This window comes from Streptomyces sp. NPDC054841, assembly GCF_053611045.1.
Genome location: NZ_JBSGZO010000020.1, coordinates 12,797 through 30,215, shown reverse-complemented (window position 1 = coordinate 30,215; position 17,419 = coordinate 12,797). Strand labels below are relative to the sequence as shown.

General features: G+C 71.2%; 12 protein-coding genes. 7 read left to right on the top strand and 5 right to left on the bottom strand.

Annotation, left to right across the window (positions count from 1 at the left end; all coding sequences use genetic code 11):
- Window positions 1–3: 3 nt before the first annotated feature.
- Complete coding sequence (locus tag ACWGI8_RS05110; protein WP_453658725.1) at window positions 4–2,637, top strand: ATP-dependent RNA helicase; 2,634 nt, start codon at window positions 4–6, stop codon at window positions 2,635–2,637.
- Here ACWGI8_RS05110 and ACWGI8_RS05105 read toward each other — a convergent pair.
- The 3 genes from ACWGI8_RS05105 to ACWGI8_RS05095 all read right to left on the bottom strand — a co-directional run bounded on the left by ACWGI8_RS05105 (window position 2,627) and on the right by ACWGI8_RS05095 (window position 5,783).
- Window positions 2,627–3,619: a DUF3068 domain-containing protein gene (locus tag ACWGI8_RS05105; protein WP_453658724.1), complete on the bottom strand. Its 993-nt coding sequence runs from the start codon at window positions 3,617–3,619 to the stop codon at window positions 2,627–2,629. The two genes, ACWGI8_RS05110 and ACWGI8_RS05105, sit on opposite strands and share 11 nt — an antisense overlap.
- Before the next feature lie 17 nt (window positions 3,620–3,636).
- Window positions 3,637–3,774, bottom strand: coding sequence for an SPW_0924 family protein (locus ACWGI8_RS05100; RefSeq protein WP_453658723.1), 138 nt, complete (start codon window positions 3,772–3,774; stop codon window positions 3,637–3,639).
- A gap of 311 nt (window positions 3,775–4,085) precedes the next feature.
- Window positions 4,086–5,783 carry a lytic transglycosylase domain-containing protein gene (locus tag ACWGI8_RS05095; protein WP_453658722.1) on the bottom strand — a complete coding sequence of 566 codons (1,698 nt, stop codon included), beginning with the start codon at window positions 5,781–5,783 and terminating at the stop codon, window positions 4,086–4,088.
- 224 nt (window positions 5,784–6,007) lie between these two features.
- On the opposite strand from ACWGI8_RS05095, the gene ACWGI8_RS05090 reads away from it, so the two are divergent.
- Complete coding sequence (locus ACWGI8_RS05090) at window positions 6,008–6,856, top strand: DUF4184 family protein (protein WP_453658721.1); 849 nt, start codon at window positions 6,008–6,010, stop codon at window positions 6,854–6,856.
- Between the two features lie 216 nt (window positions 6,857–7,072).
- Here the strand turns inward: ACWGI8_RS05090 and polA are convergent, their stop codons facing one another.
- Window positions 7,073–9,730, bottom strand: coding sequence for a DNA polymerase I (gene polA / locus ACWGI8_RS05085; protein ID WP_453658738.1), 2,658 nt, complete (start codon window positions 9,728–9,730; stop codon window positions 7,073–7,075).
- A gap of 180 nt (window positions 9,731–9,910) precedes the next feature.
- Between polA and ACWGI8_RS05080 the strand changes: the two genes are divergently transcribed.
- Together ACWGI8_RS05080 and ACWGI8_RS05075 are read left to right on the top strand one after the other, a co-directional pair.
- Window positions 9,911–12,208, top strand: coding sequence for an FdhF/YdeP family oxidoreductase (locus ACWGI8_RS05080; protein WP_453658720.1), 2,298 nt, complete (start codon window positions 9,911–9,913; stop codon window positions 12,206–12,208).
- Between the two features lie 85 nt (window positions 12,209–12,293).
- Window positions 12,294–12,785, top strand: coding sequence for a PaaI family thioesterase (locus tag ACWGI8_RS05075; protein WP_453658719.1), 492 nt, complete (start codon window positions 12,294–12,296; stop codon window positions 12,783–12,785).
- A 5-nt stretch (window positions 12,786–12,790) separates the two neighbouring features.
- Here the strand turns inward: ACWGI8_RS05075 and ACWGI8_RS05070 are convergent, their stop codons facing one another.
- A complete protein-coding gene (locus tag ACWGI8_RS05070) occupies window positions 12,791–14,734 on the bottom strand; it encodes a Xaa-Pro dipeptidyl-peptidase (protein WP_453658718.1) in 1,944 nt (647 codons plus the stop codon).
- Window positions 14,735–14,893: 159 nt separating this feature from the next.
- Between ACWGI8_RS05070 and ACWGI8_RS05065 the strand changes: the two genes are divergently transcribed.
- The 3 genes from ACWGI8_RS05065 to ACWGI8_RS05055 all read left to right on the top strand — a co-directional run bounded on the left by ACWGI8_RS05065 (window position 14,894) and on the right by ACWGI8_RS05055 (window position 17,355).
- Window positions 14,894–15,301: a hypothetical protein gene (locus ACWGI8_RS05065; RefSeq protein ID WP_453658717.1), complete on the top strand. Its 408-nt coding sequence runs from the start codon at window positions 14,894–14,896 to the stop codon at window positions 15,299–15,301.
- Window positions 15,298–15,903, top strand: coding sequence for a Tat pathway signal sequence domain protein (locus ACWGI8_RS05060; protein WP_453658716.1), 606 nt, complete (start codon window positions 15,298–15,300; stop codon window positions 15,901–15,903). The genes ACWGI8_RS05065 and ACWGI8_RS05060 overlap by 4 nt, the downstream gene beginning before the upstream one ends.
- Window positions 15,904–16,116: 213 nt before the next feature.
- On the top strand, window positions 16,117–17,355 hold the full coding sequence (locus ACWGI8_RS05055; protein ID WP_453658715.1) for a branched-chain amino acid ABC transporter substrate-binding protein: 1,239 nt from the start codon (window positions 16,117–16,119) through the stop codon (window positions 17,353–17,355).
- The last annotated feature ends 64 nt before the right edge of the window (window positions 17,356–17,419 follow it).

Genomic DNA, 17,419 nt, shown 5'->3' with positions numbered 1-17,419 from the left:
TGCGTGATTCGCGAAGACGCCCTGGCTCAGCTGCCTGTACGTACGGCCCTGCCCGCTCTGGAGCGGGCACTCGACACGCACGGGACCGCCGTGCTGTGCGCGCCGCCCGGGACGGGCAAGACGACCCTCGTACCGCTCGCGCTGGCCGGGCTGTCAGGAGGGGCGGCGCGCGGCGCATCGAGCGGGGCCGGCGGCCGGGTCGTGGTCGCGGAGCCGCGGCGGATCGCGGCACGGGCGGCGGCGAAGCGGATGGCGTGGCTGCTGGGTGAGAAGGCCGGCGGGCGGGTCGGGTTCACCGTTCGCGGCGAGCGGGTCGTCGGGCGGGACACGCGGGTGGAGGTCGTCACCACGGGTGTGCTGCTTCAGCGGCTGCAGCGGGACCAGGAGCTGGCCGGCGTCGATGCGGTGATCATCGACGAGTGCCACGAGCGGCATCTGGACGCGGACACGGTGGCGGCGTTCCTGCTGGACGTACGGGCGGCGCTGCGGCCGGAGCTTCGGCTCGTGGCGGCCTCGGCGACCACGGACGCCCAGGGGTGGGCACGGCTGCTCGGCGACGCACCGGTCGTGGCGGCCGAGGGGGTCGCGCATCCCGTGGAAGTGGTGTGGGCTCCCCCGGCCAGGCCGGTGCGGCCGCCGCACGGGATGAGGGTGGATCCGGCACTGCTGGCGCACGTGGCGTCGGTGGTCCGGCGGGCGCTGACCGAGCGCTCGGGCGATGTGCTGTGTTTTCTGCCGGGTGTCGGGGAGATCGCACGGGTCGCCGCACTGCTGTCGGACGTGGACGCCGAGGTGCTGCAGGTGCACGGGCGGGCGCCCGCGGCGGTGCAGGACGCGGTGCTGGCCGGCTCCGCCGCCGGCCGCCGGGTCGTGCTGGCGACGTCGGTGGCCGAGTCGTCGCTGACCGTGCCGGGGGTGCGGGTCGTGGTGGACTCGGGCCTTGCCCGGGAGCCGCGTACCGACCATGCGCGGGGCATCGGCTCGCTGACGACGGTACGGGCCTCGCAGGCCGCGGCCCGCCAGCGCGCGGGCCGGGCGGGCCGCGAGGCGCCGGGCGCGGTGTACCGCTGCTGGTCCGAGGCGGAGGACGTGCGGCTGCCCCGCTTCCCCGCGCCGGAGATCCAGGTCGCGGACCTGACCGCGTTCGCCCTGCAGGCGGCCTGCTGGGGCGACCCGGACGCCTCCGGTCTCGCCCTGCTGGACCCGCCGCCGGCCGGCGCGATGGCCGCGGCCCGCTCGGTCCTCTCCGCGATCGGTGCCGTCGGGCCGTCGGGCATGGCCACGGACCGCGGCGTGCGCATGTCCCGCCTCGGTCTCCACCCCCGCCTCGCCAGGGCCCTGCTGGACGGCACGCCCGAGGTGGGTGCCCGCCGCGCCGCCGAAGTGGTGGCGCTGCTGAGCGAGGAGCCGCCACGGGAGTACGGCGACGACCTCGCCGCGGCCTGGCGCACGGCCCGCCGCGGCGGCGACGCGTACGCCGCGCGCTGGCGCGCGGAGGTGCGGCGGCTCGCGGGTACGGCCGGGGAGCCTTCCCCCGCCCTCCCCCTCGCCCCGCCGGCAGGACCCCGCGTTTCGCGCCCGGCCACCGGCGCGTCCGGCGCGGGGGCACCCCCGATCGCCGGGAGGGCCGCACATCCGGCCTTGCCGGGGGAGAGCCACCTCGCCGACGACACCGTCGCAGGGTTCGTCACCGCGCTCGCCTTTCCCGAGCGGGTCGCGCGGGCGCGCGGCGAAGCGGCGTACCTGATGGCGTCCGGGACCGGTGCGGAACTCGGCGAGGGGTCGCGGCTGCGGAGTGCGCCGTGGCTGGCGGTGGCCGTGGCGGACCGGGCCGCGCAGGCCGCGTCCGCACGAGTGCGGCTCGCCGCCGTCGTGGACGAGGGCACCGCGCGTACCGCCGCGTCCCATCTGCTCGCCGAGGGCGAGGAGGTGCACTGGGAGGACGGCGACGTCGTCGCCCGGCGCGTGGAGCGGCTGGGTGCGGTGGAGCTGTCCGTACGGCCGTTGAAGGAGCCGGACCCCGGGCTCGTACGGGCGGCGCTGCTGGAGGGTCTTGGGCGCGAGGGGCTCGGGCTGCTCATGTGGTCCCGGGACGCCGGGGCCCTGCGGCAGCGGCTCGCGTTTCTTCACCGGGTACTGGGCGCGCCCTGGCCCGATGTGTCGGACGCCGCCCTGCTGGACCGCACGGACGAATGGCTGGAGCCGGAGCTGTCCCGGGCGAGCCGCCGGGCAGGCCTGGCCCGCATCGACGCCGGACAGGCCCTGCAGCGGCTGCTCCCCTGGGCGACCGGCGAAGCGGTGCGCCTGGACGAGCTCGCCCCGGAACGGATCGAGGTGCCGAGCGGATCTCGCATCCGGGTCGACTACGGCGGTGAGCAGCCCGTGCTGGCCGTGAAGCTCCAGGAGCTGTTCGGCCTTCAGGAGACTCCACGTCTCGCCGGAGTACCCGTACTCGTCCATCTCCTCTCCCCCGCCGGGCGCCCGGCGGCCGTCACCGCCGATCTGGCCTCGTTCTGGCGCGACGGATACCGTGCCGTGCGGGCCGAGTTGCGCGGGCGCTACCCGAAGCATGCCTGGCCCGAGGACCCGTCGAAAGCCGAGCCGACGCGTGGCGTCGGCCGCGGGGTCAGGCGTTGACCGGCTCCGGCTGTCGCCGCTCCACAGCAGGCCCCTCCGGCCGGCGCGACCGTGCTTCCAGGTACAAGGAGAGCGCCAGCAGGACCACGCCGAGGGTCAGGAATCCCCACGGCAGGTACGAGACCAGCAGAAGCACCGTCGTGCGGTTCGAGGACACCAGGTCGACGGTGTAGTCGACGTAGTCCTCGCGCATCTTCACGTGCCCGGAGAACACGGTGACCTTCTCCCGGCCGCCGAGCAGCGAGCCGCCGCGCAGCTCCTCGGTGTGGATCTCCTCGCCATTGACGGGCGCGCCGGTGACCGGCTCGACCCAGAACATCCGCTTGGTCGTGTACCAGCGGGTGGTGCCGGTCTTCTTCTCCAGGGTGCTCGGGTCGATGCCCGGCATCGGCATCGTCTTCGGGTACGGCACCTTGGTCCACGGAATCGTCTGCTCGAAGTAGTAGACCTCCAGGCCCCGGAAGGTTCTCGTCCCCTTGTAGTGGATGGGCGCCGAGGTCCGGGGCTGGGCGTCGAAGTACTCGTAGTCCCGCTTCTCCGTCAGGAAGGGCCACTTGAACTCGATGCCCTCGCGCCGCACCGCGTCCCCGTCGACCGATTCGCCGGTGGCGTGCACGGGCGCCTGGGTGTGGGCGTCGAAGATGTAGCGCTCGGGGATCTGGGAGATCATCTTGCCGTCGGGGCCCTGGAGGTACGACAGCGCGTCCCAGACGACGACGTCACGGCCGGCGTCCCGTTCGATCCTCTCGGACTCCTCGACGTTGCCCTTGAGGGTCTGGACGATGGTGACCTTCTCGACCTGCTTCGCCTGCATCGTGTCGTACTGCAGCAGGGTCGCGGGCTTCGCCTCGAGCACCGCCTCCTGGTACTGGCTGGGCGGTATCTTCGCGAGCCGTGGAAAGGCGTACCAGCGCAGAACGGGCGCGAGGGCGGCGAAGAAGACGGCGAAGGCCAGGAGCACGAGGCTGGCTTTGCGGCGCATGGCGGCTGGTCCTCCCGCTACTGCTTGGGGCCGGGGACGGTGGTGTACAGGGGCTTGGGTGAGGTCTCCCCGGGCGGTACCTCGAGGACCGCGATGAGCAGGACGATGAGGAGCGCAGAGGCCAGCCCGATGGCGGCGGCGACGAGGGCGCGCATGGTCGGCCTCCCGGGTGCACGGATCTGATACAGCGTCAGGACGGCAGGGCTGGGGCACCGTAGCAACGCGGCCGTGAGATGAGAACACGTTGCACCGCAAACGACACCGCCCCTTCGCCGTGCTGCGGCGAAGGGGCGGTGTGCGTACGAGAAGGGACCAGGTTCTGGTTCTGGCCCTTGTCCCGGCCTGGGCAAGGAACCAGAGCCCGGGCCTTGTCCGGGCCCAGGCCGGGCCTTGTCCGGGCCCAGGCCGGGCCTTGTCCGGGCCCAGGCCGGGCCTTGTCCGGGCCCAGGCCGGGCCTTGTCCGGGCCTAGGCCGGGGCAGCCACCTTCAGTTCGACCGTGAGCGTCGCGCCGCCCGGTGCGGTGAGGCGCAGCAGGAACGTGCCGGTCTGGTCGTCGGCGAAGATCTTCGGGAGGACGAGCGCGCCGTTGGCGTCGGTCTTCAGGTCGGTCAGGGTGCGGACCGGCTTGCCCTCCGCGTCCTTGAAGTAGGGGCCCTTGGTGTTCTCGACGCCGCTGCCCGCCGGGTCGTCGGCGGCGGTGATCATCGTGGCGGTGACCGCCACGCCCGCGGCGGCGGCACCCTTGAGGGTGGCCTTGACCTCGACCGGGTCGGCGAACTCGGCGCCGGGCGCGGCCGTCAGCTCCTTGTCGCCGGTGCGCACCAGCTCGTCCGCCTGGCGGGGGCCGACGGTCGCGGTGTAGTCGAGGCCGGGCAGCGCACGTCCGGCGACGGTGGCGCGGACGGTGAAGCTCCCGGTCTTCTCGCCCGCTCCCAGCGCGGGGGCGACGGCGACTCCGTCCGGGCCGGTACGGACGACCACGGCGGCCCTGGCGCCGGAGAACCTGGCATCGGTGTCGCCGACTACCTCGAAGACGAGATCCGCGCTGACGACGGACTGGCCCGCGCGGTTCTTGGCACGGACCTTGATCCGCTCCGCGAAGGCGCCGCCGGCGGTGGCGGCGAGCTGTCCGGTGTCCGCGTCCTCGATCCGGTACACCATCTCCGTGGGCGAGGGGGTGGGCTTCGTGGTCGGGGGCGGGGTCGGCTTGGGGGTGCCGCCGGGCTTCGAAGGGCTCGGGCTCGGGCCGGTGGTGCCGCCGGGCTTCGAAGGGCTCGGGCTGGGGCCGGGGGTGACACCGGGCGTGACGGGAGCGGTGGGCGTGGGGCTCGCTCCGGTGCTGTCGTCGCTGTGGTCGGCCGGCAGTACGCCCGTACCGTCCGGCACTTGGTGGGTGCCGCGCTTGTAGTAGTCGAACCACGACATGACCGTCCGCAGGTACTCCCGCGAGTGGTTGTAGCTCAGGATCGCCTTGTCCAGATCGGCCTGGACGGACAGGTCGCGGCCACCGGCGCACAGATACTTTCCGGCGGCGAGGGCTGCGTCGTAGATGTTGTTCGGGTCCTTGCGGCCGTCGCTGTTGGCGTCCTGGCCCCAGGTGGCCCAGGTGGACGGGATGAACTGCATGGGGCCGACGGCCCGGTCGTGGGTGCGGTCGCCGTCGTAGGCGCCGCCGTCGGTGTCCGAGATGTTGGCGAAACCGGCGCCGTTGAGGACCGGGCCCAGGATCGGGCTGAATGTGGTGCCGTTGGCGTCGACGCGGCCCCCGCGGGCCTGGCCGGATTCGACCTTGCCGATCGCGGCGAGCAGCTGCCAGGGGAGACGGCAGGCGGGGTCGGAGCTCGCGAGGGTCTGCTCGGCCTGCTTGTAGGCGGCGAGCACGGTGGCCGGAATGCCCGCTTCCGCAGGACCTGTCGCCGGCAGGTCGGCCGAAGCACCCGGCTTGTTCGGGGTGTTGAGCGGAGGCAGGTCCGTGTAGTACGGGGAGTTGCCGGTCGCCGAGGTCCCGGACGACCCGGTCGAACCGGACTCCTGGCCGTCACCGCCGGTGGAGGCGGGCGTCACGCCCGGCGCCTGGGATGCGGAGAGCGCTGCCACCGCGACCGCTGCCACCGCAGTGGTGGTGGCCCCCTTGCGCAGTCGGCGGCCGAATTGCGCTGCCATACGTCTGTTCCCTCCCCATCGACGGCCGTTCGCGCTCCCCGCGCATTGCCTCGGGTGACACTACGGCAACTCCCCACGCCGGAACACCGCTCCCCCGGCCGCTCTTGCCTGATGTTCACGTCCCGGCCATTCACGGCCTGCGGAGCGTCGCGTTCGCATGGCGGGCGGTCAGCATCACGCATACTGGGCGCCATTGGTCGAAGACGGTCGCACAGGGGGACTCCATGCCGTTCACACTCAGCCATGCCGCGGCGGTCCTGCCGGGCATACGGAGGAACGGGACGGCGCGCGGCCCACTGTTCGCCTCGGCGCTCGTAGCCGGTTCCTTCGCACCCGATATGACATACTTTGCGGCGAGTGTTCTTCCGGGAGCGATGGAGTTCGGGGATGTGACGCATGGGCCACTGGGTGTGCTGACGGCCGATGTCGCCATCACGGCGGCGCTCGTCGGCCTGTGGCTGATGGTGCGTGACCCGCTGCTGGCGCTGCTGCCGCGCGGATGGCAGGGACGGGTGTACACCTTCCTGCGGGGTCGTCCGTGGCGGGAGCGGCCACCGCTGGCCGCGGCGCTCTGGTTCTACGTGTCGGCGGCGCTCGGCGCGACGACGCACATCGTGTGGGACGCGTTCACCCACTTCGACCGCTGGGGTACGCGGGCGCTGCCGGTGCTCGGCGAGGCCGTCGCCGGTTTCCCCCTCTATACGTACACACAGTACGGAAGTTCGGCGGTGGCCCTGATCGCCCTCGTCTGGTTCACGGTCTCGGCGCTGCGCCGGCTGCCGGCGACGACTGCCCCGCCCGCGTCCGTGCCGCCGCTCGACCGACGCGGCCGGCGAGCGGCCGGCGCGCTGCTCGCCGTGTGCGTACTGGCCGGGACCGTCCACCGCTGTGTGCGCTGGTATCTGTACTGGGGCCGGATCGACACACCCCTCGACATCATCCCCACGGCATGCTTCGGCGCGGGCGCGGGGCTCGCGGTGGGCGTCGTGCTGTACGGCGCGACGGTACGGCTCCGGGCGCGCCGCGCCGCGACGACGACGGTGCCGGAAGCCGACCGCGCGGGCGTCGCCTGACCGGAGCCGGGCAGAGCCGGTCGGAGCAGAGCTGCAGAGCCGGGGCGTGCACCGACGGGAGACGGGAGTACGGGGCGTTCCCGCATCCCGAAACCCCGACCGGCACCCCGGAACCCGCGCCCCGCACCCGGCACCCGGCACCCGGCACCCGGCACCAACAGGCCCGAGCCCCCGTCCCGGAGGGGGCTGACGGGGGCGTCGGCCCCCCGTCACTGATCAGTGCGCTGCGGACTCCCAGTCCGGGCCCACGCCCACCGAGACATCCAGCGGCGCGCGCAGCTCCACCGCCGTCGACATCTCATGGCGGACGATCTCCTCGACCCGGCCGCGCTCGCCCGGGGCGAGCTCCAGGACGATTTCGTCGTGGACCTGGAGCAGCATCCGCGACGTGAGCCCGGCTGCCCTCAGCGCGTTGTCGACGCGGAGCATGGCGACCTTGACGATGTCCGCGGCGGTGCCCTGGATCGGCGCGTTGAGCGCCATGCGCTCGGCCGCCTCACGACGCTGGCGGTTGTCGCTGTTGAGGTCCGGGAGGTAGCGGCGGCGGCCGAGCATCGTCGCCGTGTAGCCCGTTGCCCGCGCCTCGTCCACGACGCGCCGCAGATAGTCACGGACCCCGCCGAACCGCTCGAAGTACGTGTCCATCAGCGCCCGTGCCTCGGCCGCCTCGATGTTCAGCTGCTGGGAGAGGCCGAACGCCGAGAGGCCGTACGCCAGTCCGTACGACATCGCCTTGATCTTGCGGCGCATCTCCGCGTCGACCGCCGACCGCTCGACACCGAACACCTGGGAGGCCACCGTCGTGTGCAGGTCCTCGCCGGAGGTGAACGCCTCGATCAGGCCCTCGTCCTCCGACAGATGGGCCATCACACGCAGCTCGATCTGGCTGTAGTCCGCGGTCATCAGCGACTCGAAGCCCTCGCCCACCACGAATCCGCGGCGGATCGCCCGGCCCTCGTCCGTACGCACCGGCACGTTCTGCAGGTTCGGGTCGGTCGACGACAGACGCCCCGTCGCCGCGACCGTCTGGCTGAAGGTCGTGTGGATCCGGCCGTCCGCCGCGATCGTCTTGACCAGACCCTCGACGGTGGAGCGCAGCCGGGCCTGCTCACGGTGGCGCAGCATGATCACCGGCAGCTCGTGCTCGGTCTGGGACGCCAGCCAGGCCAGCGCGTCCGCGTCCGTCGTGTAACCGGTCTTGGTCTTCTTCGTCTTGGGGAGGTTCAGCTCACCGAAGAAGACTTCCTGGAGCTGCTTGGGCGAGCCCAGGTTGAACTCGTGGCCCACGGAGGCGTGCGCCTCCTTCACCGCCTGCTGCACGGCGCCGGCGAACTGCTGCTCCATCGCCTCCAGATGGGCGCGGTCGGCCGAGATGCCGTGCCGCTCCATCCGGGCCAGCAGCAGGGACGTGGGCAGCTCGACGTCGTGCAGCAGCCCGGTCGCGCCGACTTCCCCGAGCTTCTCGCCGAACGCCTCGCCCAGGTCGAGGACCGCGCGGGCCTGTGCCATCAGGGCGTCGGCCTCGGCCTGCTCCTCCTCGGTGCCGAAGGCGAGCTGCCCGTCGGCGGCGGCCGGGGCCAGCTCGCGGTGGAGGTATTCGACGGACAGGGCGTCCAGTGCGAAGGAGCGGCGGCCGGGCTTGACCAGATACGCGGCGAGGGCGGTGTCCATCGTGACGCCCGCGATGTCCCAGCCGTGCTCGGGGAAGACCCGCAGCGCTTCCTTGGCACTGTGCATGACCTTCGGCCGGGCCGGGTCGGCGATCCAGGCGGCGAAGGCCCGCTCGTCGGCCTCGTCGAGCTGGGTGGTGTCGAACCAGGCGGCCTTCCCGTCGGCGGCCGCCAGCGCGATCTCACTGACGCTGCCGACTCCGAGCGCCCAGGCGGCGACGGTCGCCACACCGAGCGGCTGCCCGCCGTGCTGCTCCAGCCAGGGGGCCAGCTCGCCCGCGCCGAGCACGCTGCCGTCCAGCTCGACACCGGCCTCGGGAGCCGGGGCCTCGTCCTCCTCCGCGCCCGGGTCGACCGCGAGCAGCCGCTCACGCAGGCTCGGGTTGCGGATCTCCAGGACCTCCAGGAACCCCTTCAGCGCGGTCCTGTCGTAGGGCGCGCGCTCCAGCTCCGCGACGGACTTGGGCAGCTCGACGTCGCGCACCAGCTCGGTCAGGTGGCGGTTGAGCTTGACGGCCTCCAGGTGATCGCGGAGGGCCTGTCCGACCTTCCCCTTGACCTCGTCGGCGCGCTCCACCAGCTCCGCGAACGAACCGAACTGGTTGATCCACTTCGTGGCGGTCTTCTCACCGACGCCGGGGATGCCCGGCAGGTTGTCGGACGGGTCGCCGCGCAGGGCCGCGAAGTCCGGGTACTGCTGCGGAGTCAGTCCGTACTTCTCCTCGACCTTCTCCGGAGTGAAGCGGGTCAGCTCGGAAACGCCCTTGGTCGGGTAGAGCACGGTCACATGGTCCGAGACCAGCTGGAAGGAGTCCCGGTCCCCGGTGACGATCAGCACCTCGAAGCCGGCGGCCTCGGCCTGGGTGGCGAGGGTGGCGATGATGTCGTCGGCCTCGAAGCCGTCCACCGCGAACCGCACCGCGTTCATGGTGTCCAGCAGTTCGCCGATCAGCTCGACCTGGCCCTTGAACTCGTCGGGGGTCGAGGAGCGGTTCGCCTTGTACTCGGGGAAGTCCGCCGAGCGCCAGGTCTTGCGGGACACGTCGAAGGCCACGGCGAAATGCGTGGGCGCTTCGTCGCGCAGCGTGTTCGCCAGCATCGACGCGAAGCCGTAGATGGCGTTGGTCGTCTGGCCGCTCGCGGTCGTGAAGTTCTCCGCGGGCAGCGCGAAGAACGCCCGGTACGCCAGGGAGTGCCCGTCCATGAGGAGCAGGCGCGGTCGGGTTTCGTCTGGGGTCTTCTTCGATGCTGTCTCGGCCACGGACACGATCCTGCCACGGACCACTGACATTCCCGTCCGCCCCGGAGCGGGCTCCCCCTCTGCCGGTGGCGCGTGACAGGATCTGGCGGGTACGAATCCGCCCCGCGCTCGAAGAGGAGCAGGATGGCCAGCAAGCCGCCCGCAGGTGACCCGGTCCAGGACGCCCCGCAGGTCGAGGCGCCCCATCACGCCGCAGCCGGCCTTCCCGCGATCGGGCACACCCTCAAGATCGCGCAGCAGCAGATGGGGATGCGCCGCACCGCGCAGACCCTCCTCAAGGTGAATCAGAAGGACGGATTCGACTGCCCGGGCTGCGCCTGGCCCGAGGGCGACAAACGCCATGCGGCGGAGTTCTGCGAGAACGGTGCCAAGGCGGTCGCCGAGGAGGCGACCCTGCGCCGGGTCACGCCCGCCTTCTTCGCCGCGCACCCGGTCTCCGACCTCGCGCAGCGCAGTGGGTACTGGCTGGGTCAGCAGGGCCGCATCACGCAGCCGATGTATCTCGCGGAGGGTGCCGAGCGGTACGAGGAGGTGACCTGGGAGCGGGCCTTCGCGATCATCGCCGAGGAGCTGCGGGCGCTCGCCTCCCCCGACGAGGCGCTCTTCTACACCTCGGGCCGCACCAGCAACGAGGCGGCGTTCCTGCTGCAGCTCTTCGCCCGCGAGTTCGGTACGAACAATCTGCCGGACTGTTCCAACATGTGCCACGAGTCCTCGGGCTCGGCGCTGACCGAGACCATCGGCATCGGCAAGGGCAGCGTCTCCCTGGAGGATCTGCACCAGGCGGATCTGATCATCGTGGCGGGGCAGAATCCCGGTACGAACCATCCGCGCATGCTGTCCGCGCTGGAGAAGGCCAAGCAGTCGGGCGCGAAGATCATTTCGGTGAATCCGCTGCCCGAGGCGGGCCTGGAGAAGTTCAAGAACCCGCAGACTCCGCAGGGCATGCTCAAGGGCGTCTCCCTCACCGATCTCTTCCTCCGGATCAGGATCGGCGGGGACCAGGCGCTCTTCCGCCTCCTCAACCGGATGGTCCTCGAGACCGCTGGAGCCGTCGACGAGGAGTTCGTACGGGAACACACGCACGGCTTCGAGGAGTTCGCCGCCGCCGCGCGGACCGCCGACTGGGACGAGACGCTCGCCGCGACGGGACTGGACAGGGCGGAGATAGAGCAGGCGCTTCGGATGATCCTGGCCTCCCGGCGCACGATCGTCTGCTGGGCGATGGGCCTGACCCAGCACAAGCACGCCGTCGCGACCATCAGGGAGGTCGTCAACCTCCTGCTGTTGCGTGGCGACATCGGCCGGCCCGGCTCCGGGGTCTGTCCGGTGCGCGGGCACTCGAATGTGCAGGGCGACCGCACGATGGGCATCTTCGAGCGGCCCGCGCCCGCGTTCCTCGACGCGCTGGAGAAGGAGTTCGGCTTCGCACCGCCGCGTCACCACGGCTTCGACGTCGTCCGTTCCATCCGGGCGCTGCGCGACGGCGAGGCCAAGGTGTTCTTCGCGATGGGCGGCAACTTCGTCGGCGCCACCCCGGACACCGAGGTCACCGAGGCGGCGATGCGCCGTGCCCGCCTCACCGTGCATGTGTCGACGAAGCTCAACCGCTCGCATGCGGTCACGGGCAGGCGCGCGCTGATCCTGCCCACGCTGGGCCGCACCGACAAGGACGTACAGAAGAGCACTCCCGGCAAGAAGGGCACCCTGCAGTTCGTGACCGTCGAGGACTCGATGGGCATGGTGCACGCCTCGCGCGGCAATCTGCCGCCCGCGAGTCCGCATCTGCTCTCCGAGCCGGCGATCGTGGCGCGCATGGCGCGGGCCGTGCTCGGCGCGGACTCGCGGACCCCCTGGGAGGAGTTCGAGAAGGACTACGCGACGATCCGCGACCGGATCTCCCGTGTGGTCCCCGGCTTCCAGGACTTCAACACGAGGATCGCGCGGCCGGGCGGTTTCACGCTGCCGCACGCCCCGCGCGACGAGCGCCGCTTCCCCACCGCCACCGGGAAGGCGAATTTCACCGCGGCGCCAGTGGAGTACCCGAAGGTTCCCGAGGGCCGGCTGCTGCTGCAGACCCTGCGCTCCCACGACCAGTACAACACCACGATCTACGGCCTGGACGACCGCTACCGCGGCATCAGGGGCGGCCGCCGCGTGGTCCTGGTGAACCCGGACGACGCGGCGGAGCTGGGCCTCGCGGACGGTGCGTACACGGACCTGGTCAGCGAGTGGAAGGACGGTGTGGAGCGCCGGGCGCCCGGATTCCGGGTGGTGCACTACCCGACCGCGCGGGGCTGCGCCGCCGCGTACTACCCGGAAACCAATGTGCTGGTGCCGCTGGACGCCACCGCCGACACCAGCAACACCCCCGCCAGCAAGTCCGTCATCGTGCGTCTGGAACAATCACCGTCCGCCTAAGCGTTTGCTCAGGTGCAGGAGCGTCTGCTCAGGTGCAGGCGCACTCAGGACAGCCAGACACGTACGACGATCGGAGCCGGACCCCATGGGCGAGCAGACGACGGTGAAGTTCCCGCAAGAGGTCATCGACGAGTACGCCAAGCTCGGCGTCGACCTGCCCGCGCTGTTCTCCGCCGGGGATCTCGGTAACCGGATGGGCGTGCAGATCGTGGAGGCCTCGGCGGACCGCGTCGTCGGCACGATGCCCGTCGAGGGCAACACCCAGCCCTACGGGCTGCTGCACGGCGGCGCCTCCGCCGTCCTCGCCGAGACGCTCGGTTCGGTCGGCTCGATGCTGCACGGCGGGATCTCCAAGATCGCCGTCGGCGTGGATCTCAACTGCACGCACCACCGGGGTGTCCGCTCCGGCATGGTCACCGGAGTGGCCACCCCGGTGCACCGGGGCCGCTCGACGGCCACGTACGAGATCGTGATCACCGACGAGCAGGACAAGCGGGTCTGCACGGCCCGCCTGACCTGCCTGCTGCGTGACGTCGGCGCCAAGGACGCCGAGCACGTCCGGGGTACTTCCGGCTGACGGTCCTACCGGCTGACCGGCAGGGTGATGCTGCTGATTCCGGCCCGGACGGACAGCTCCGTCCCGGCCGGGTACCGCAGCGTGTAGTCGTAGTCGGTGGAGATCAGCACCACACCCAGCCGGTGTCCCTTCTTGAAGACGTAGTCCTGCGGCTGCATCCCCCACTCAAGGGCGTACTCCCGTCCTTCGACGACCTTGCTCTGCCGCTCGATGGAGTGCCGGTTGCGGATGTCGAGCCAGCCGCGGGACACGATCTTGAAGTCGGCGGTCTCGGTGCGGTGCCTGGTCCGGTAGGTGCAGCCGGTGTCACCGGGGATGCCCTCGCCGTAGCAGACGAGCTGCGAGGCGTCCGCGACGGTCCCGGCCGTCGCACGGGTGTCGGTGCCGTAGTCGACCAGCAGCGCGGTCACATACGGTGACGAACCGGCGAGCGAGGCCCGCACGGACATCTCCGGGACACCGTTGACCCGCAGGTCCGCCGGGAGGGGTCCGGTCGTATACGCGAGCCGGTCCGGGCGGGCCGTGCCGGGCGCCGCGACCAGCTGCTCGGCGGGGACCGTACGGCCCGCGTCGGTCATCGACTGCCGCACCGGCGGCCCGGGCAGTGGCGAGAGGCCGGCGGTGTTCAGCCGCAGGGTGAGGTCACGGGTGGAGCGGTCGGGCCACTCCGACTGCTGCCGCCAGGTGAAGTCGGCCTGCTCCACATCGACGCGCGGCGCGGCCAGGGCCCCGTTGTCCAGCCCGTACAGCCAGTGGTCGAACCACTGGTGCAGCTGCTTCAGCCACTCCTCCATGCGCAGCGGCATCGGATTGCTGTGACCCGCCTGGTGCAGCCACAGCTTGCGCGGTACGTCGTGCCGCTTCAGCGCCTCCCACAACTGGCCGAAGTGCTGCGTCTTCACGTTCCAGTCGTTGCCGCCGTGCACGACGAAGACACCGGCCCGGATCTTCCGCACGTCCTGCAGATAGTCCCGCTCCTTCCAGAAGCGGGTGAAGTCCCCGGTCACCCGGTCCTGTTCGGCGGTCAGCCGGTCCAGTACGGGCTTGCAGACCTCCCGGTCGGCACGGCTGTAGACGGCCTTCGCAAGGACGTCGGTGTCCTCCCCCTGGAAGCCGCCGGGCGCGACCACCCCGCCGCCCGCGCGGTAGTAGTCGTACCAGGAGGAGATCCCGGAGATCGGCACGATCGCCTTGAGGCCCTCGACTCCGGTCGCCGCCACGGCTGTCGGGAGAGTGCCGTTGTACGAGATCCCCATCATCGCCGTGTTGCCGGTCGACCAGGCCGCGCCGATCGGCCTGCCCTCCAGGTCCCAGCCCCTGGCACGGCCGCCCAGCCAGTCGACGGCCGCCTTCGCCCCGAGGGTCTCGTTACGGCCGCCGGAGGTCGGGCACCCGGTGGAGCCGCCGGTACCGAGGCTGTCGAGCTGCGCGACGGCGTAACCGCGCGGCAGGAAGTAGTTGTCGGTGTATCCGGACCAGGGGACGGAAGGGCCGGAGAGCGCGTACGGGCCCACCAGCCCGGGGACCCGCTCCTGCGACACGAGCCGCCTGCCCGCCGGCAGACCGTCCTCGTCCACATCGACGTTGTGGAACGGCACGTCGTTGCCGCCGCCCCAGTAGGGGCTCGCCTCGACGATCGTGGCCACCTTCAGCCCCGCGTCCGTCTCCTTCGGCCGCAGGATCCGCATCCGTACGGTGTCGCGCCGGCCGTCGCCGTCGCTGTCCACCTCGGTCTCGATGTCGACCTGTTGATAAATCGCGTCGGCCCGGGAGAAGACCGGCTGGGTCTCGTCGCCGACGATGCTCAGCGCGGGAGTCCCCGCTGCCTGCGCCGCCGGGGCGGGCAGCGCCGTCAGCAGGGAGACGGCGAGAGCCGCCGTGGCCCCTGTCCGTAATCCCCGCAGGAAGCGGGATCCACGAGTCGTGCGTGTACCGGTGCGTCTCGCCATCGTGCGTGCCTCCACGGGCCGGAGTGGGTGACGATCGCGCGGGAAGCGCACGCACATTCCACCGCTTGCGGCTCAGCGGCACCAGAGTGCAACAGCCGTGTCGCCCGCCCCTGTTGCCGTGCTGTTGTGTCCCCACCGGCGACGGCCTAGCGTTCCCTCATGAGGCACAAGGCGTACCGCCCGGCCAGGACCGCCGTCTGCGCGGCCCTGACCGCCGGTCTCCTCGCGACCGGGGCCGGCTGCTCCGGCGACGCGGACCGCGGGGCCGACGGGCCGCGCCCGGCCCCTTCACCGCGCACCACATCGCCCCAGGAACTGTGCACGGCTCTGATCACCCGGTGGGGACAGGAACTCCTCGCCGCCGGCGACAGCGGCTACGGCGACTACCAGTCGATGGGCCTGTCCAACGCCCAGTACGAGATCCTGCGCGACGTCCTGGATGCCGCCCGCGCCGAGAGGCGCCGCAACGGACCTGATGCCGCCGGTGAGTTGATGAGACGTCAGTCGGATGAGCGGTGCACGGAGCTCTACCGCGACGGCGTCCCGACCGGCGGGCCCTGGCAGTGAGCGGCGTCGGCCCCGTCGAGCCCGGTGAGGACACCTACGCCGCGGACACCTCACCGCGGCCGCCGCGCCGGGGACCGGCCCGGCCACTGACGGCGTTCGCGGCGCGCCATCGCAGGATCCTGCTCCCGGCCCTCCTCCTCGCCGCCGTCATCGCCGCGGCAGCGGCTCTCCACGCCACCCGGCCGCGCCCGGATCCCGGCCCCTGGCCCGCCCAGGCGGTCTCCATGTCGTACGAAGGCGCGGACCCCGGGCGCGGCGCCCGGGTGGGCGGCGCCCTGCGTTTCTCCGTACGGATCGCCACCACCTCGGGCCCTCCCGTCACGGTGGAGAAGATCGGGCAGCCCTCCGAAGGCCTGGGTCTCACCGCGACACCGAATCCCCCCTTCACGGTGACATCCGGGTCTTCCCGCAACGTTGCGATCGCGATCAAGGTGAGTGACTGTGCAAAGGCGCCACGGAATGCCGGACTGCCTTTCCTCGATGTAACGCTGCGTAATGCGCGCGCAAAACAGGACCAGAGTTTCATCCTGGGCGACCGGTACGCCCGGGACCTGGCCCGGGCCGTGACCGACTACTGCGAGCGACCACCACGGCTGTCATGACCAAAAACAGAAAACAGTCATGCACTGCATGCCGCAAATCCGATCGGGATAACAAGAGCGTCACAGCCTTGCCCAGACCCGTGCTGAATTCCCATTTACCCGCTTAGAGTCACCGCCAGTCACCGCGCCACCGGATTCCTTGCCAGTAAGGCTCCAGCGCTCGACTCGGCTCTCCATGAGGGGCAGCCGTGCCAGGTGAAAGGACCCAGCATCGTGCGTCAACGTTCGCTCATAGCCATAACCGCTGCTCTCGCCGCGGGGGCACTCACCCTCACCGCCTGTGGCTCGCGCGACGACAACGGCGGAGACTCGGCGGCCGGTGGCGACACCACCGTGGTCATCGGAGTCGACGCGCCGCTCACCGGCGACCTCTCGGCGCTTGGGCTCGGCATCAAGAACTCCGTTGACCTCGCCGCCAAGCAGGCCAACGAGAAGAAGTACGTCAAGGGCGTCACCTTCAAGGTAGAGGCGCTCGACGACCAGGCGCAGCCCTCCTCGGGCCAGCAGAACGCCACCAAGCTCGTCGCCGACAAGAACGTGCTCGGCGTGGTCGGTCCGCTGAACTCCTCGGTCGCCGAGTCGATGCAGAAGGTCTTCGACGACGCGAAGCTCGTCCAGGTGTCCCCCGCCAACACCAACCCTGCCCTGACGCAGGGTCCGGCGTGGAACACCGGCACCAAGAAGCGCCCGTACAACTCGTACTTCCGCACGGCCACCACGGACGCCATCCAGGGCCCGTTCGCCGCGCAGTACCTGTTCAACGACGCCAAGAAGAAGAAGGTCTTCGTCGTCGACGACAAGAAGACCTACGGCGCCGGCCTCGCGGCCACCTTCAAGGCCGAGTTCACCAAGCTGGGCGGCAAGGTCGCCGGCGAGGACCACGTGAACCCGGAGACCAAGGACTTCTCCGCGGTCGCCACCAAGATCAAGAACTCGGGTGCGGACGTCGTCTACTACGGCGGCGAGTACCCGGCGGCCGGCCCGCTCAGCAAGCAGATCAAGAAGGCCGGTGCCAAGATCCCGCTGGTCGGCGGCGACGGCATCTACAGCGCCGAGTTCATCAAGCTCTCCGGCAAGGAGGGTGAGGGCGACCTCGCCACCTCCGTCGGCGCGCCGGTCGAGACCCTCCCGTCCGCCAAGGAGTTCGTCGCGAACTACAAGGAGGCCGGTTACAAGGAGGCCTACGAGGCCTACGGCGGCTACTCCTACGACTCCGCCTGGGCGATCATCGAGGCCGTGAAGAAGGCTGTCGACGACAACGGCGGCAAGCTGCCCGAGTCCAAGGACGCCCGCAGCAAGGTCCTCGACGCGATGAAGGCCGTCTCCTTCGACGGTGTGACCGGCAAGGTCTCCTTCGACGAGTTCGGCGACGCCACCAACAAGCAGCTCACCGTCTACCAGTACAAGGGCGGCGCCTGGGCTCCCGTCAAGTCCGGTACCTTCGCGGGCTGAACCGGCTGAACAACACTCCGCATCACATGCATGGCCGCGCGGGGCGCTGCACCAGGCGTCCCGC

Bases quoted from the DNA above. Each gene is read 5' to 3' on its own strand.
- ACWGI8_RS05075 (WP_453658719.1), top strand. From the start codon at position 12,294: ATGGGCGAGCAGACGACGGTGAAGTTCCCGCAAGAGGTCATCGACGAG.
- ACWGI8_RS05080 (WP_453658720.1), top strand. From the start codon at position 9,911: ATGGCCAGCAAGCCGCCCGCAGGTGACCCGGTCCAGGACGCCCCGCAG.
- ACWGI8_RS05100 (WP_453658723.1), bottom strand. From the start codon at position 3,774: ATGCGCGCCCTCGTCGCCGCCGCCATCGGGCTGGCCTCTGCGCTCCTC.
- ACWGI8_RS05090 (WP_453658721.1), top strand. From the start codon at position 6,008: ATGCCGTTCACACTCAGCCATGCCGCGGCGGTCCTGCCGGGCATACGG.
- ACWGI8_RS05095 (WP_453658722.1), bottom strand. From the start codon at position 5,783: ATGGCAGCGCAATTCGGCCGCCGACTGCGCAAGGGGGCCACCACCACT.
- polA (WP_453658738.1), bottom strand. From the start codon at position 9,730: ATGGACGGGCACTCCCTGGCGTACCGGGCGTTCTTCGCGCTGCCCGCG.
- ACWGI8_RS05070 (WP_453658718.1), bottom strand. From the start codon at position 14,734: ATGGCGAGACGCACCGGTACACGCACGACTCGTGGATCCCGCTTCCTG.
- ACWGI8_RS05065 (WP_453658717.1), top strand. From the start codon at position 14,894: ATGAGGCACAAGGCGTACCGCCCGGCCAGGACCGCCGTCTGCGCGGCC.
- ACWGI8_RS05105 (WP_453658724.1), bottom strand. From the start codon at position 3,619: ATGCGCCGCAAAGCCAGCCTCGTGCTCCTGGCCTTCGCCGTCTTCTTC.